Origin of the sequence: Acidithiobacillus sp. (genome assembly GCF_023255755.1) — a bacterium.
Lineage (GTDB): Bacteria > Pseudomonadota > Gammaproteobacteria > Acidithiobacillales > Acidithiobacillaceae > Acidithiobacillus.
Genome location: NZ_JAGDVS010000147.1, coordinates 1341 through 16990, shown reverse-complemented (window position 1 = coordinate 16990; position 15650 = coordinate 1341). Strand labels below are relative to the sequence as shown.

Annotated in this window: 17 protein-coding genes and 1 pseudogene; 13 read left to right on the top strand and 5 right to left on the bottom strand. The window is 59.0% G+C overall.

Features of this window, described 5'->3' with window-relative positions; translation table 11 throughout:
* The coding region (locus Q0C48_RS10260) for a 3'-5' exonuclease (RefSeq protein WP_291524038.1) at positions 1 to 1313 on the top strand (1313 nt) is incomplete at its 5' end.
* 103 nt (positions 1314 to 1416) lie between these two features.
* Here Q0C48_RS10260 and rpsT read toward each other — a convergent pair.
* From rpsT to Q0C48_RS10245, 3 genes are all read right to left on the bottom strand, one after another.
* On the bottom strand, positions 1417 to 1692 hold the full coding sequence (gene rpsT, locus Q0C48_RS10255; RefSeq protein ID WP_291510257.1) for a 30S ribosomal protein S20: 276 nt from the start codon (positions 1690 to 1692) through the stop codon (positions 1417 to 1419).
* A 138-nt stretch (positions 1693 to 1830) separates the two neighbouring features.
* Positions 1831 to 2844 (bottom strand): ABC transporter ATP-binding protein, encoded by a 1014-nt coding sequence (locus Q0C48_RS10250; RefSeq protein WP_291524036.1) that lies wholly within the window; start codon positions 2842 to 2844, stop codon positions 1831 to 1833.
* Between the two features lie 19 nt (positions 2845 to 2863).
* On the bottom strand, positions 2864 to 3667 hold the full coding sequence (locus Q0C48_RS10245) for an ABC transporter permease (protein WP_291524034.1): 804 nt from the start codon (positions 3665 to 3667) through the stop codon (positions 2864 to 2866).
* A 300-nt stretch (positions 3668 to 3967) separates the two neighbouring features.
* On the opposite strand from Q0C48_RS10245, the gene Q0C48_RS10240 reads away from it, so the two are divergent.
* From Q0C48_RS10240 to Q0C48_RS10205, 8 genes are all read left to right on the top strand, one after another.
* Positions 3968 to 4315, top strand: coding sequence for a DsrE family protein (locus Q0C48_RS10240; RefSeq protein WP_291524033.1), 348 nt, complete (start codon positions 3968 to 3970; stop codon positions 4313 to 4315).
* 3 nt (positions 4316 to 4318) lie between these two features.
* Positions 4319 to 5158: a symmetrical bis(5'-nucleosyl)-tetraphosphatase gene (locus Q0C48_RS10235; protein ID WP_291524030.1), complete on the top strand. Its 840-nt coding sequence runs from the start codon at positions 4319 to 4321 to the stop codon at positions 5156 to 5158.
* Between the two features lie 101 nt (positions 5159 to 5259).
* Positions 5260 to 6090 (top strand): hypothetical protein, encoded by an 831-nt coding sequence (locus tag Q0C48_RS10230; RefSeq protein WP_291524028.1) that lies wholly within the window; start codon positions 5260 to 5262, stop codon positions 6088 to 6090.
* Between the two features lie 38 nt (positions 6091 to 6128).
* Entirely contained in the window at positions 6129 to 7940 is a 1812-nt protein-coding gene (recQ, locus tag Q0C48_RS10225; protein ID WP_291524026.1) for a DNA helicase RecQ, read from the top strand.
* Between the two features lie 87 nt (positions 7941 to 8027).
* Positions 8028 to 8342: an iron donor protein CyaY gene (gene cyaY / locus Q0C48_RS10220; RefSeq protein WP_291524023.1), complete on the top strand. Its 315-nt coding sequence runs from the start codon at positions 8028 to 8030 to the stop codon at positions 8340 to 8342.
* A 4-nt stretch (positions 8343 to 8346) separates the two neighbouring features.
* Complete coding sequence (locus tag Q0C48_RS10215) at positions 8347 to 8799, top strand: EVE domain-containing protein (protein ID WP_291524021.1); 453 nt, start codon at positions 8347 to 8349, stop codon at positions 8797 to 8799.
* Between the two features lie 8 nt (positions 8800 to 8807).
* Positions 8808 to 8942 carry a hypothetical protein gene (locus Q0C48_RS10210; RefSeq protein ID WP_291524019.1) on the top strand — a complete coding sequence of 45 codons (135 nt, stop codon included), beginning with the start codon at positions 8808 to 8810 and terminating at the stop codon, positions 8940 to 8942.
* A 79-nt stretch (positions 8943 to 9021) separates the two neighbouring features.
* Positions 9022 to 9366, top strand: coding sequence for a hypothetical protein (locus Q0C48_RS10205; RefSeq protein WP_291524017.1), 345 nt, complete (start codon positions 9022 to 9024; stop codon positions 9364 to 9366).
* On the opposite strand, the gene lptG is transcribed toward Q0C48_RS10205, so the two are convergent.
* Both lptG and lptF read right to left on the bottom strand, forming a co-directional pair.
* Positions 9359 to 10432, bottom strand: coding sequence for an LPS export ABC transporter permease LptG (lptG, locus tag Q0C48_RS10200; protein WP_291524015.1), 1074 nt, complete (start codon positions 10430 to 10432; stop codon positions 9359 to 9361). The genes Q0C48_RS10205 and lptG overlap by 8 nt on opposite strands.
* Positions 10429 to 11550, bottom strand: coding sequence for an LPS export ABC transporter permease LptF (gene lptF / locus Q0C48_RS10195; protein ID WP_291524013.1), 1122 nt, complete (start codon positions 11548 to 11550; stop codon positions 10429 to 10431). Before lptF ends, lptG begins: the two co-directional genes overlap by 4 nt.
* A 115-nt stretch (positions 11551 to 11665) precedes the next feature.
* Between lptF and Q0C48_RS10190 the strand changes: the two genes are divergently transcribed.
* The 4 genes and pseudogenes from Q0C48_RS10190 to Q0C48_RS10175 all read left to right on the top strand — a co-directional run.
* Positions 11666 to 13168 carry a leucyl aminopeptidase gene (locus tag Q0C48_RS10190; protein ID WP_291524011.1) on the top strand — a complete coding sequence of 501 codons (1503 nt, stop codon included), beginning with the start codon at positions 11666 to 11668 and terminating at the stop codon, positions 13166 to 13168.
* A gap of 12 nt (positions 13169 to 13180) precedes the next feature.
* A complete protein-coding gene (locus Q0C48_RS10185) occupies positions 13181 to 13606 on the top strand; it encodes a DNA polymerase III subunit chi (protein WP_291524009.1) in 426 nt (141 codons plus the stop codon).
* A 14-nt stretch (positions 13607 to 13620) separates the two neighbouring features.
* On the top strand, positions 13621 to 14328 hold the full coding sequence (locus tag Q0C48_RS10180) for a hypothetical protein (protein ID WP_291524007.1): 708 nt from the start codon (positions 13621 to 13623) through the stop codon (positions 14326 to 14328).
* Between the two features lie 11 nt (positions 14329 to 14339).
* Positions 14340 to 15650 (top strand): annotated as a pseudogene (locus Q0C48_RS10175) (class I tRNA ligase family protein); the annotation flags it as partial.

Genomic DNA, 15650 nt, shown 5'->3' with positions numbered 1-15650 from the left:
GTCTGGTGCAGAGTCTGCTGGGCACCCGTCACAACCTGACGGCGGTCGGCGACGACGACCAGAGCATCTACTCCTGGCGGGGTGCGGCTGCCGACAACCTGCATCGGCTGGCGCAGGATTTCCCCAACCTCAAAGTCGTTAAACTGGAGCAGAACTACCGTTCCACCGGCCGCATTCTCCAGGCCGCCAATGCGGTCATTGCGCAAAATCCCCACCTCTTTGAAAAGCGCTTGTGGAGCACGCTGGGCGATGGCCACAGTATCCGCGCCCTGCGCTGCGCCAACGAGGCCGACGAGGCGGAGCAAGTGGTCAATGCCATTCTCCGCGACCGCTTTCAGCGGCAGGGTGAATACCGCGATTACGCCATTCTGTACCGCAGCAACCATCAGGCCCGCCCCTTTGAAGCGGCGCTGCGCAATGCCCGGATTCCATACCAGATATCCGGCGGGCTCTCCTTCTTTGAACGCAGTGAAATCAAGGATTTTCTGTCCTACCTGCGGCTCCTGGTCAACCCCGACGATGATCCCGCTTTCCTGCGGGCAGTCAACACGCCCCGTCGGGGCATCGGCAGCAGCACCCTGGAACGCTTGGGCGCCTTCGCCAAAGAGCGAAATCTCTCGCTGTTCGCCGCGCTTTGGGAAGACGCGCTGGAGTTGCCTGAAAAGGCGCGCACAGCCCTGCGTAGCTTCGCCGGCTGGGTGAATCTCAAGGCTGGTGAGGTAGACAAAGCCGAACTGATCCCAGCCCTGCAAAGCCTGCCCGAGGAAATCGGCTATCTGCAGTATCTACAGAGTGAAGGCGACGAAAAAGATGTGGGGCGCCGCTGGGAGAATATTCAGGAGCTCCTGAACTGGATGCAGCGCCTGCAGGACCAGGACGAAGGCCCGCAAACCCTCGCGGAGATCCTCAATCGCCTCATGCTCTTCAACGTGCTGGAGCGCGAGGAGGACGACGACCGCGATGTGCTGCGCCTGTCCACCCTGCACGCTGCTAAAGGGCTGGAATTCCCGCAGGTGTTTCTGGTCGGTGCCGAAGAAGAACTGCTGCCCCACCGCAACAGCGAAACCCCGGAGCAGATTGAAGAAGAACGCCGCCTCTTCTACGTGGGCATGACCCGCGCCCGCTTCCGCCTGACTCTGAGTCTCTGTCGCAAACGCCGCCGCTACGGCCAGGACGTCCATCCGGAACCTTCCCGTTTCCTCCGGGAGATCCCTAAAGAGCACCTGGACTGGCAGGGCGACCAGAACCCCGAAGAAGAAATGGATCCCACTGCCGCTTTCGCCCGCCTGCGGGAGATGCTCGGCAAAACCTGATAAGCGCGTTCGCCACACATAAAAGCAAAGAGGCGATCCACACAACCGGATCGCCTCTTCTGCGCGGTATCCCGCTTGGACTGCGGGATGCGCCTACCTGCCTTTACTGAGCGACGTTACCCATCGCTTTGACGCGGGCCGAGAGTCGGCTCTTGGTGCGGGCCGCCATGTTGCGGTGTGCCACACCCTTGCCAACGGTCTTGTCGATGACCGATTCCGCGGCGCGCAACGCGCTGCGTGCCTGTTCCTGGTCACCAAGGTGTACGGCCTTCAGCACACCCTTCACATAGGTGCGCAAGCGCGAGCGCAGACTGGCGTTGTGCAAGCGCCGCTTTTCATTTTGTAATACGCGCTTGCGCGCCTGAGCTGTATTGGCCAACTTTTACTCTCCATATCTACGATCCCGCGTCTGCGGGAAATTAAGTGGCGTATTCTGGCGCTAACGCTCAACCCTGTCAATATCAATGGATTGCAAAAAACCACCAGGCACTACGAAAATGGGGACGCGTAGCCTACGTTACCCTGCCATCACGTGGACATACTCTGGTGCCACTTGCACCCACAGCTCTGTGCCTAGCACCAGAGACCTGCCTTCGCACTGCAAGCGTGGTAACAGCATATCCAAGGATAAAGCTCCTTCCATTCTGACACGCAAGGCAACACCCTCCTCCCGGAGGCTCACGATCTTCAATTTCAGGGCATTCGGCGCTGAGACGCCCAGAGCGTCGCCCGGCACGAGATCCTCGGAACGAATGGCCACAGTCACCGCCATACCCGCATGCATGCCGTGCTGCAAGCCGGTACGTAAACGCCAGTCGGCTCCTGCTCCTGCCACTACCATTCCGGCTCCCTCTATTTCCTCAATGCGCCCCGCCAGGAAATTACGAAACCCCAGCAAACGCGCTACTCCCATAGTGGCGGGTCGCGCAAACACCGCACGGGGAGGCCCTTCTTGCGCAATACGCCCATCCAGCAACACCGCCATGTGATCTGCGAGCATCGCCAGGTGCGGATCATGACTCACCGCCAGCACCGGCACCCCAAAGTCGTGGACCTCACGGATGAGTTCGTCCAGAATCTCGTCGCGGGTGGCCATGTCCAGCGCCGAGGTAGGCTCGTCCAGCAGCAGCAGCTCAGGACGCCGGGCCAGAGCGCGGGCGAGCGCCACCCGCTGACGTTGCCCGCCGGAGAGGGCCGCCGGATAACGCTCTGCCAGATCGACAAGCCCCACGCGCGTTAGCAAATCCATAGCCTGCGCGCGGCGGCCTGCGCCCCTGGGCAGCGGAAAGGCGACGTTTTCCCAAGCCCGCAGGTGCGGGAAAAGCGCATAGCCCTGAGGCAAATAGCCGATAGGACGCCGCTCGGCAGCAAGGCCACCGAAAGGATGCCCATGCGCCGGAATCAAACCGGCGATGGCCTTGAGCAGCATAGTCTTGCCCTCTCCGGAAAGACCGAGCAGGACGGTGAAATCCCGCACTTGCATCTGAATATCCAGCGTGACCGGCTTTTCCAACAGATAACGAATTTCCATAGGTTTTAGCACTGCACCATCAGAACATTCCCTGTCGGCGCGAGCGCAACCCCAGCCACAAAGGTAAAGGCACCGCGACCAGGAAGAAAACCCAGAGCAGGGGGTAAACCGCACTCAGCCCCATATCCTGCAGATTGACCCAAAGTTTGACCGGAATTCCCTGCGGGAAATACGCCACGATGAGCACGATGCCGAACTCCCCCATGGCGCGCACCCAGGCCAGTGCCACCCCGGCCGTCAGCCCCAGACGCGCCAGAGGCAGCGTCACCCACCAAAAGGTCTGCCAGCGGTTGCGTCCCAGAGTACGGCTGATCTGCTCCAGCTCCTCGGGTACCCCCTCGAAGGCCGCTCGCGCCGCCAGAACATAGTAGGGCATGGCCCCGTAGATCTGTGCCAGCACAAAGGCTGGTGCAGTATTCGTCAAATAGAGCCCCGCCTGACTGAACAAACCACCCACCGGTGAATAAGGTCCGTAGAGGGAACTCAGCAAAATGCCCATGGCCAGGGGCGGCGTCAGCAGCGGTAGCAACAGCAACGCGTCCACCAGCCACTTGCCGCGGTAATGATAATGCGCCAGCCACCAGGCGAGTGGCGTCCCCGCCAGCACCACCAGCATGAGCGCCAGACCGCTATAAAACAGGGAAACCCGGATGGCGTCGAGATCACCGGGAGCGAACTGGAAATCGTGCCAGTCCGTCGCAAAAACCAGTGCCGCAAAAGGTGCAAGCAGAAAAACCAGCACAGCGATCGCCGTAAGCGTCGTCGGCCAGCGGGTGGGTAGCTGGCGTGACGCGGTAATCGCTATAGCCGCTGTATCACTCAAATGGCATTCCCATTTGGCCTACCATAGGTAGGCTAGCGAATACCCGGGCCATACACCACGCCATAAACAACACGCTCCGCAGCCATAGTCGCATCGTTGTTCTCCATTGGATATCTCCAAGACCGATTTATATCGGTGACTACGACAAGGGTCAAGCGGCCAAAGGAACCGTGCAAACAAAATCTCCCCCGGGGCATTTTTATGCTAAACTCATAAACGCTGGCGTCGAAACCGCAACGAAAGCGGGACGTCGGCCTGCAAGCTTTTGAAGAACCATAGATAGCAAAGAGCGTAAAGACCATGCACTGGACCATCCTCATCAAATCCCATCCGGACGCCCGCGGCAACCCCGTTCTCCAAGGCCTGCGCATGACAGCGGCCGCCCTCGCCGACGGCATTGGGGTCAGTATATTTCTTGCCGAAGAAGCCGCATCACTAGCGTTACACTCGGAATATCTGGGGGAGAGGCAGCGTGTCCACCACGACCTCATCGCAGAGGTTCAGGAGTTGGGTGCCGAAATTCATGTGACCGGTCTCGAATGGCTGCATGCAGCTGAAAATCGGACCTTAATTCCCGGTATCAAAGTAGCGAGCATGAAAACCCTGGTTCGCCAGATGAAGCTCTCTGACCAGGTCGTCACACTCTAAAATATGACCGCCATCTACGCCATGGGCGACCTGCAAGGTTGCTATGCGCCCTTTAGTGCTCTGTTGGAGCAAATTGGCTTTGCACCGCAAACAGATCGGCTCTGGCTGGCGGGCGACCTCGTCAATCGGGGGCCGGACAGCCACGCTGTCATCAACCAGCTTTACACCTGGCGCGGCCGCGTGCAGATCGTCCTCGGCAATCATGATTTGTACGCACTCGCACGCTGGGCGGGCGTCACCCCGGCAAAAAAAAGTGACACCCTCGCCCCCTTGCTAGCCGACCCCCAGACAGACGAATGGATGGAGTGGTTGCGCAGTAACCCGTTGCTGCATACTGATCTGCAACTGGGCTGGACCATGGTCCACGCCGCCATCCATCCTGACTGGGATATGGCCACGGCGCGCGGACATGCTGACGCCGTCGAGGATGCGCTGCACGATCGTCACTGGCGACGTTTTATGAAATCCCTCTGGGCAGCCCCGGCACCCAACCGCTGGCAGGATTGTCGCAACGAAGAAGATGCGCAACGCTTCCGGGTCGCCGTGTTCACCCGCGCCCGCTATGTGACCGCCAAGGGCTTTTTTAGCTGGCCCAACACGCCGCCCAAGGACACTGCCCACGAGTTTGCACCCTGGCACCAGCGGTTTTTTGAAAGGCAGACCTCTGGCGCCATCATCTGCGGCCACTGGGCCACCCAAGGTTTGCTGGTGCAACCGCGTATGCTGGCACTGGACAGCGGCTGTGTCTGGGGCCGCCAACTCAGTGCCGCGCGTATTGATGGTATAGAACCCGTGATTTATCAGACATCCTGCCCGATGTTTGCACAACCGGGTAACGGCTAAAAAACAGTACACATCGACTGCGCATGGTCAGAGTTTTCACCTACACTGTGAGCCACTCCCACTGCGCAGCTTGTGAAGAAGCCCCACCAGGAGACTCAGCCATGCCCGACGCCCCCCTCGTCCCCGGCCAACCCAGCTATCGCAGTGCCATTATCGGTGGCTGGCAACTGTTGCGACAGCAGTTCAAGTCCCTCGCCGGAACCATCATTATTTTTATGATCCTCCTCATGATCGGATTCATTGCCGATGGCATTCTCGGTGCTATCAGCCCAGGCAATTCCGACCTGTGGCGCCTCCCCATGTATCTTTGGATATATGTCATCAGCATTGGCTTCTACCACCTGCTAGCCAAGGCCATCGCCGGGCAGGACTGGGCCACGGGAGACTTGTTGTGGGGAATTAGACGGGCTGAGGCCTGGGCACTGTCCCTGCTACCTGCGGCCCTTGCCTCGATACTTATGGCTTTTTCCGGGCTATCAGTGACACCTGGGCATCCCCTGCCACCTGACACTTTCACCCGACCCGATTTCTGGATTGGAATGCTGGTGTCCACCCTGACCGGCACTTTTTTCGGATATGTGTTTATGCTCTATGCCGCTTATGGTGCAACACCCAAATCGGCGCTAAAAAGTGCGCTACATGTTTTTAGCAATCGTCTGGCTTGGCTCTTTTTCCCTTACGTAATCACGCTGATCATGATGCTCGCGCTGGTCATTGCCGCTATCCCCGTCGGGCTCTTCCTTGGCCTCATCGGGTTTTTGCTGAAATTTCTGGCCACACCGGCTCTCATGAAACTCGTGTTCGGCGTACTATTTTTAATCATTTCCGTGGCTCTGATAATGGCGATGCTGATCTGGGTCTATGGCAGCCTGATTATTGCTACCGGCGCACTCGCCGGCCCAGATGGGCAGGAAGGACGACTGATCACCTGATTTGGTCCAGACAGCCTTTGCCGCTATCCTGAGTCACCATGCCGATCCTCAGCACACAGCAGCCATTAGAAATACTCCGCCACATCTTCGGCTATGATGCCTTCCGGGCGCCGCAAGAAGAGGTGATCCAGACCCTTATGGCTGCCAGAGATGCGCTGGTGCTCATGCCTACGGGGGGCGGCAAGTCCTTGTGCTATCAGATTCCCGCCATCGCCCTAGCAGGAACAGGTGTAGTGGTATCGCCGCTGATCGCCCTCATGGAAGATCAGGTCAACGCCCTGCGCCAGGCTGGGGTCGCTGCCGCTGCCCTGAACTCCAGCGCCAGTCCCGCGGAAGCGCGCGCCACTGAGAACGCGTTATTGCAAGGCACCATTGATCTGCTTTACATCGCCCCGGAACGACTGCTTCAGGAACGCACCATTAACCTGCTGCAACGGGCCACTATCAACCTCTTCGCCATTGACGAAGCCCACTGCGTATCCCAATGGGGCCACGACTTTCGTCCCGAATACCTGCAACTGCGGGTGCTGCATGAGCGTTTTCCCCAGGTGCCACGCATCGCCCTGACAGCCACTGCCGACCCGAAAACCCGCGCAGAAATCATCGAACGACTGGCGCTGCAGAAGGCCGCCGTCTTTACCCGATCCTTCGATCGTCCCAATATCCGCTACCACATCCAAAGCGGCAGCCAGGGCGTCCGCAACGCCTTGCTGCGCTTCATCCGTGACCGCCATGCCAGCGAGGCAGGCATCGTTTACTGCCTGTCCCGCAAGCGCGTGGAAGAAATTGCCGAATGGCTACAAAGCGAGGGACTCGACGCCTTGCCTTATCATGCCGGCCTGAGCGCCGACGAACGGCGCCGCAATCAGCAGCGCTTTCAGCGCGATGAAGGAGTGATCATCGTCGCCACCATTGCTTTTGGTATGGGCATCGACAAACCCAATGTCCGGTTCGTCGGCCATGTAAATCTGCCCAAGAGCATTGAGGCCTATTATCAGGAAACCGGCCGTGCCGGGCGCGATGGCCTGCCCGCCGAGGCATGGATGCACTATGGCCTGCAGGATGTAGTGCAGCTACGGCAGATGATTCAGCAATCGGAAGCCGACCTGCCGCGTAAGCAGATGGAAGGGCACAAACTGGACGCCATGCTTGCCCTTTGCGAAACCACGGACTGCCGCCGCCAGACCCTGCTCGGCTACTTTGGCGAAATCCTCGCTCAGCCTTGTGGCAATTGCGACAACTGCCTGCAGCCCCCAGCCACCTGGGATGCCACCGTTGCTGCCCAAAAGGCCCTCTCCGCCGTCCACCGGACCGGCCAGCGCTTCGGGGTGCAGTATCTGGTCGACGTGCTCCTGGCCCGCGAAGACCCACGCATCCAACAATGGGGCCATCATCAGTTGACTGTCTACGGCATCGGCAAGGAACTCTCCGCCAACGCCTGGCGAGCCCTTTTTCGCCATCTTTTACTGCGTGGGCTAGTGGAAGTCGATGCCGAGGGTCACGGTGGCCTGCGCCTCAGCCCGAGCAGTCGTCCGCTCCTGCGCGGCGAGGAAAAACTGACCCTGCGCCAGCATGAAAGCACGACACCGAAGCAGCGCGACAAACGCCCGGAAGTCGCGCTCCAGGACGCTGGCCTCTGGGAAGCCCTGCGCCAGCATCGCCGCGAACTCGCACTGGCACAGGGCGTGCCGCCCTACGTGATTTTCCACGACGCTACCCTCATGGAAATGCTGCAACGCCGCCCGCGCGACCTGAGAGCGCTGGCCACCGTCCCAGGTATTGGCGAGCGCAAACTGGCGGCTTACGGGGAATCCTTCCTGAAGATATTGCATCGTGATCCGCGTCCATAAAGCCCTCCCGCAGAGCCGACGCGCAGACGTCGGCTTGCCCTGCTGCCCGGCAGGCTTCATTATAGAGCGATGACCCAGGATAGTCCCATGAACCCACAAAGCTTCGCCGTCACCGTTGAAAATACGCTCAATGATCTGCTGAACCAGATAGAAGCAAGTGCTCCGGAAGTAGAGAGCGATCTTGTGGACAACGTGCTTACCCTACTTTTGCCCGATGACAGTCAGATCATCATCAATCGTCAGGAAGCGGTGCAGCAGATTTGGCTGGCCTGCAGTGACGGTCCGGCACGATTCTCGCCGCAAGACGGCGCATGGCGGGATAACCAAAGTGGGGAATCTCTGGAACATGCCATCGGTCGGCTGCTGAGCCTGCATCTCGACCATCCCGTTTCGCTGGATTGACCGCATGGCTTACTGGTTAATGAAGACCGAGCCGGACGCCTTCTCCTTGCAGGACCTGCAGCAGCGCGGACAAGAACCCTGGGACGGCATCCGTAATTATCAGGCCCGCAACTTCCTGCGCAGCATGCAAATAGGTGATGGCGTCTTCATTTATCACTCGCGCGTGCCCGTCCCCGGCATCGTCGGGACCGCCGAAGTAACCAGCACCGCGCATCCAGACCCCACTCAGTTCGACCCGCAGAGCAAATATTACGACCCGGCATCGCGCCTTGACCAACCCCGCTGGGATCTAGTCGATGTGGCTTATCGCCAGACTTTTGCACACAACATTGCTTTGGATAGCCTGCGCGCCATGCCAGAGTTTTCTGGTAGCCAATTGATTAGAAAAGGGAATCGCCTGTCCATCCTGCCCATTACCGCCGGCCAGTGGAATCACATCCTGCACTGGGCCGGATAAACTGACGCATGACTGAAAATACCACCGGGCCGACACTCTACCACCGCTGGTCCTCCATAAAAGGCCAGATGCTGCGTATGGCCCTGACGGCCGATTTGCGCCTGCCCGACGGCGTGACCATACTCCTCGGTTTGCAATATTAGATTTGCACTATGTCGCCGAAGCGTGTGATGCTTCCCTCAACGACGGCATGACCCGTTCTCTCTCATTCTGGAGCCCACCATGACCTACCAAGAACTTGTAGAATTTCTCAACCAGCATTTGGGATATCCTTTCCTGCAGGATATGGCCCCGGATGCGGCGCTGAGGGCCGCACAGCAAGGCAATCTCAGCGATGCGCTAACCACCGAGGTGTTGACCGCCCTCTATCAGGGCAACCAGTGTAACGCCGCTAATGACCCCGTGGATCGAGCGCACAGCTTTGACGGCCTTGCCCGCCTGCGCCTGCGCAGCCAGGCCGATGACGCTGACCCCACCATCTTCCGCAAAGTGCTCAAACTCTCCCAGGAGCTCGACAACGCGTTTGACCAGGAACTGATCCGCCAGCGTAGCACCGCATTCAGTTAAAACGATGCAAAAGGCCGGCAATAGCCACAAAGAGCATAATAGGTAAGAAAGTAGCGGCTAAAGGGGGTATCCCACCTGAGACACTGATGTATCCCGACATCTCCGTGAGGAAATGAAATCCCAGCCCCAGCACCAGCCCCGCCATAACCCGCGCGGCCAGACCACCGCCTCGCGGATTGCGCGTCACAAAAGGTACCGCCAACAAAATCATCACCAGGCCCACCCATGGATAACTCACCCTGCGCCAGAAGGCGAGGGCAACACGGTTCATATTCAGCGCGCCGCTCTGCAAAGCCTGATAACTTTGCCACAGGGCAGGCAGCGTCATGGTTCGTGTCGGATGAGCAAAGCTACGCAAAGTGGTCGGGTGCAGCGCCACTGACCACGGCATCTCCGCAACATGTGTAACCCGTATCTGATCGGGCGTAATTTCGAAAAGCTGGACATTGTGCAAGCTCCAGTGCCCCTCTTTAAATACCGCCTCGCTGGCCGTTGTTATGGCGTCCACTCCCACCATACCCTGGCGTATCCGTGCGATATGCAGATCCTGCAAAATCTTCCCGCCATCTCCCACCGCGCCAATCTGGATAATCTGTGCACCGTAGCGCAACCATAGTCCTTGCGACCCCATATTATGGAAGCGGGCTCCCGGCTCACCGGTATTAGCCCACATGGCCTCGGCGGCTGGTGCGGTGACCGGTATCACCCATTCTCCCAGAGCAAACATAAGGCCAGCACCCAACACGCCGACCAGCAAGAGCGGCTGCTCCAGACGCCAGACCGACCACCCCGACATGCGCAAAGCGATCACCTCAGAATGTCCACTCAGGATACTCACCCAGACCAGTGCACCGAGCAGTAACGCCAGTGGAATCACATCATAAGCTACGTCGGGCAATTGCAGGGCTGCGTAGGAAAGCAGCTGCACCATAGACCAGGCTCCATGCCCGGGTCCGGAGGATTTGGCAACCAGTTGAGCGATGTAAACCAGCGCCAGAAGCATAACCAACACGAGGCTGCTATAGAGCAGCATGCCACGGAACAGCAGCCGGTCTGCGCGTTTCATGACGCGCCCCGCCCGGGCCAGACGGGTAAAATCGGCAGATCGCGACTGCGTCTAAAAAAAGTGTACGTGGCCACCGCCAAAATCAGCAGGAGTACCCAAAATAATCCGGGGAAAACCGACATCTTGCCACTCATCATATGCTCTTTGACATAAATAACGATGTTATTAATAGCCAGCAAAAACAGTATGCCTACCAGCATGCCTGCCGCCCGTCCACCACCCCGAGGCTCACTGTAGGCCAGCGGAATAGCCAGCAAAGCCAATAGAGGCAGCGCCAGTGGCCAGAGCAGACGCCACTCCAGTTCGGTTACTGCGAAGCGCATCTCGGTGCCATGCAGGTGACGCGCAAGCTGAGACAGAGACGCGCTACCCCAGTTGATGCCACCCGGCTGGGCGGCGCTAGTGACCGGGCTACCCAGCAACACCCGATAGCGCGCAAAGGAAAGGACTTTGAACCCGTTTTGCCCCGGCCGTCCCAGATAACGTTGGCCATCCACCAGCACCAGAGTCAGGGCGCCATCCTGACCGGGTTTGATCTCCCCGTAAGTCGCCGTCGCCAAATCCAGTTGATCACCCTGGGCGATGGACAAAAATATCTCGCGGAAGCGGTGACTGTTTTTACCCACGGGTTGCCCTACATAAATAACCCGACCGCCGGGTAAATTCGTGAAACTGCCGGGCTGCAGCATGGCCTCGGCCGTGGCATTGGCCAGGCGCACAGATTCGGACTGTAACTGGCGCTGCGCGCCAGGCGCCCAGGAAAGAGACAAAATCAATTCCAGGCAAAAGACGCCCGCCGCAACCGCCGCAACGGACGGCAGAAGTCCTGACAGCCCGGTACCTGTACTGCGAATGGCCACCATCTCATTGGAACGATAGAGGTTACTGAACACCAGATAAACCGCGAAGAAAAAGGCCAGAGGCAATACCATGACCAACAGCGTAGGTACTGCCAGACCCAGCAATTGCAGTACAATCGATAATGGCAACTGCCCGGAAGCGACTTGCCTCAACAATTGGGTCATCTGGCCGATAGCCAGGATGGCAAGCACCACCAAGCAGGTCAGCAGAAAAGAGGTCGTGATATTCCGCACGAGCTGCATACGGATGCGCGTCAAGCGGGCAACCCCTGAGGATTACTCGCAAGACTTGATTCCCGGTGCCCCTGGGGCTTATTTTCCATCTTTAACATCATCTCGAATTCCTTGCTTACAGATTATCAGGAGAACCGCCGTGGAGATAGCCGTACAGTGCCAGAACCCAACCGCCGACAACAATGACTGTGTGGTCGTCGGAGTGTATGAAGGCGGCACGCTGAGCCCCGCCGCCACGCTGATTGATCTGGCCAGTGGCGGCGCCCTCCAGGCCCTCATCAATACCGGAGATTTTAGCGGCGCCTGTGGCGAGACGCAGATGCTCTATCAGGTTCCGAAAATTGCCGCTGCACGAGTGCTTGTCCTGGGCCTCGGTACCCATGGCAAGGTCAAGGATAGTCAGTTTCGCAAAGCCGCACTCGCCACCGCACACGCTTTGCAGAATGCCCGCATCAGCCGCGTCAGCTTACACCTGCTGGATACCCCTGTGGTCCGCCGTTCCGCATCTGCACTCGCAAAAATTCTGGTTCAAGCGATGGCGGAAGTCGATTATCACTTTGACCAGCATAAAAAGCCCGCGGACAAGCCGCAACGGGCCTTTGGCACCATGCAACTCATCGTTTCTGAAGGCAACATTGCCGAACTGGCAGAAGTTCAGCGTGCCGCAGCGGAAGCCCATGCAACGGCACGGGCTGTCGCATGGGCCAAGGATCTGGCCAACGAGCCGGGAAATGTCTGTACCCCTGTCTGGCTCGCCGGGCAAGCGGAGGCCATGGCCCAGCGCCTGGGCATCAAAAGCACCATCCTCGGTCCGGATGCCATGGAAGCCCTGGGCATGCATTTGCTCCTCGGCGTCGCCAACGGATCCCGACAGCCGCCCCGGCTGATCATTCTTGAATATTGGGGTGGCGCCGAGGATCAGGCACCTATCGTCCTGGTCGGTAAGGGGCTCACCTTTGATGCGGGCGGTATCTCGCTGAAGCCCGCCGATAAGATGGACGAAATGAAATATGACATGTGCGGCGGGGCTTCAGCCTTGGCGGCTATTCAAGCAGCAGCGGAACTTAAACTCCCGCTGAACGTTATTACCGTGGTGCCCGCTTCAGAGAATCTGCCCGACGGACAAGCCACCAAGCCTGGTGACATCCATAAGAGCATGAACGGCCTGAGCGTGGAGATTGTGAACACCGATGCCGAGGGACGGCTGATCCTCGCGGATGCCTTGACCTATGTTGAGCGTTTCGAACCCGACGCAGTGATCGATATTGCCACCCTTACCGGCGCCTGCGTCATCGCTCTGGGGCACCAGACTGCGGCCGTGCTCGGTAACCATGAAGGGCTCGTCCATGAGCTTATTGCCGCGGGCAAGGAAAATATGGATCGGGCCTGGGAGCTGCCGCTCTTCGACGAATACCAGGAGCAATTGAAGAGCCCCTTTGCGGACCTCTCCAATGTCGGAGGCCGGCCAGCAGGGACCATCACTGCCGCCTGCTTTCTCTCGCGCTTCACCGAAAACTATCATTGGGCGCATCTCGATATCGCCGGGGTGGCGTGGAAGAGCGGCGAGAACAAAGGTGCGACGGGCCGCCCGGTGCCATTGTTAGTAGAGTATTTGCTGCGACGGGCGCGGCAGGTGGCCTGAGAGGACCACAGCTTGCCCATCGCTTCGTTTTATACCCTGCCGCCGACTCTGCTCACCCCGTACGAGCGGCAACGCGGCATGTGCCGGGTGATTGCTAAAGTCTGGCAGGTCATGGGAGAAGCAGATATCCTGTGCCCGGATATGGAGACGGGGCAGGTCATGGATGATCTCCTTTGGACTTTCCAGGCTGGTGCTTTTGTGCCCCATGTCCGGGGTACAGGAGAATCAATACGCATCCATGATGGCGGCGTCTGGCCCCCGCAGAGTAAGGCATTAGTGCTCTGCGGGCTGGACGAATTGCCGGCACCTGTCCCCGCATGCGAACGGCTTGTCGACTTCATTCCTGTCGCAGAGCAGCCTCGCAGCTTCGCCAGAGAACGATACAGACAATTGAAGAATGCGGGGTTCACCATGCAGGTGCATCCCCTGGAAGCCTGACCGGAGACATACCCATGGCAAGCATAACGACACGTAAAGAACCCGTTCTTGAAGAGCAAAGGGACGCCGATGAAGACGGCCCATTGTTGCTCACCCATCTGTTGCGTCAGGGGCTGCCTCCACAACTTTGGCGGCATACAGACGACGCGGCGCGGGAGGCAGAAATTCCACCATCAGAGACCGAGGTAGAGGCAATGCGGGAGGATACTTCAGCGCGCCCCCCAGAAACGGTGGCTTCAGCCGATCCTGCTGCCCGCTTTTCAATGCAATGGGAGGAGGCTGCCGCAACAGCCACTTATGAGGCTGCGGTGTCCTCTACAGGATATGCTCAAGCCAATCCCCATTGGCTGGAACCCGATGCAATGACGCCAGAATCGCTGCAAGTGCCGGAGACAGTGAAAGAACATGCTCTCGCCAGCGATCCCGTCGCGCCAGCAGTTCCGACATTTCCCGTAGATCTCGACTTTCTCAAAGACTTCGAGGATCTGCTTTTCCAGGGGATTGAACGAAGAATAATCAATGAGATAGAAGATATGGTGACACAGCACCTGCAAACCGTCTGGAAAGAGCAGGTCAGCCTGACTATCATGCGAACCCTCGCGCTGGAGGGCATCAAGTTGCGCGAAAGCCTGGCTGGAGATATTCGCAAAGCGCTTCCGGAAATACTGCAGCGTGTCCTGCACCAAGGTCTGGACCAGTTCAACGCCTCGGAAATTGAGTAATACACCCTATTATGACTGACACTCTGGATCGCCCCTTCGCCCCCGCCGAAATCGAAACCCAGTGCTACACGCGCTGGGAAGCCCATGGCCTGTTCCAGCCAGCAGGCGACGGCGCGGCCTACTGCATCATGCTGCCGCCACCCAATGTTACCGGCACCCTGCACATGGGCCATGCCTTTCAGGATACCCTGATGGACATCCTCACCCGCGTCCACCGGATGCGCGGCGAGCGCACCCTCTGGCAGCCGGGTACCGACCATGCGGGCATCGCCAACCGATGGGCCGCGGTGCCTTTCTGGAACGGGTCTGGCAGTGGCGTCAGGAATCAGGCGGCCATATCACCCGGCAGATGCGACGGTTGGGGGCCTCCTGTGACTGGTCGCGCGAGCGTTTTACCCTGGACAGCGGGCTTTCCCATGCCGTCACCGAGGTCTTTGTCCGCCTGCATGACGAGGGTCTGATCTACCGCGGCAAGCGGCTGGTGAACTGGGACCCGGTCCTGCGCACCGCTGTTTCTGATCTGGAAGTCATCAGCGAAGCAGAGCAAGGCTCCCTCTGGCATATCCGCTATCCCCTCAGCGATGGCAGTGGCGCCCTCGTCGTCGCCACCACCCGCCCGGAAACCCTGCTGGGCGACGTGGCGGTGGCGGTTCACCCAGAAGATCCGCGCTACGCTGCCCTCATCGGCAAGACCCTGCGCCTGCCGATCATGAACCGCGAGATTCCCATCATCGCGGACACTTATGTCGAACCAGAATTCGGCTCGGGCTGCGTCAAAATCACCCCGGCCCACGATTTCAACGATTATCAGGTGGGACAGCGGCACGGTCTGGCCCTGCTCAACGTCTTTACCCCCGATGCCCGCATCCGGGACAGTATCGAAGTCTTTGGCGACAATGTCATTGCCGGGGAGATTCCCGAGGCCTTACGCGGACTGGACCGTTATGCCGCCCGCAAACAGATTCTTGCTCTGCTGGAGGCAGAAAATCTGTTGGAACGCACCGACGAGCACCAGCTCATGGTGCCCCGTGGCGACCGCTCCCAGGCCGTCATCGAGCCTTACCTGACTGATCAATGGTATGTGAAGGTCGCACCGCTGGCCGAACCCGCCATCCGCGCGGTGGAAGAAGGCCGCATCCGCTTCGTGCCCGAAAACTGGAACAAAACTTACTTCGACTGGATGCAGCGCATCGAGGACTGGTGCATCTCCCGCCAGCTCTGGTGGGGGCACCAGATTCCCGCCTGGTACGGTCCCGACGGTAAAATCTTTGTCGCCCGTCGTGAAGAGGAAGCGCAGTCAGAAGCCGCCCGCCATTACGGCA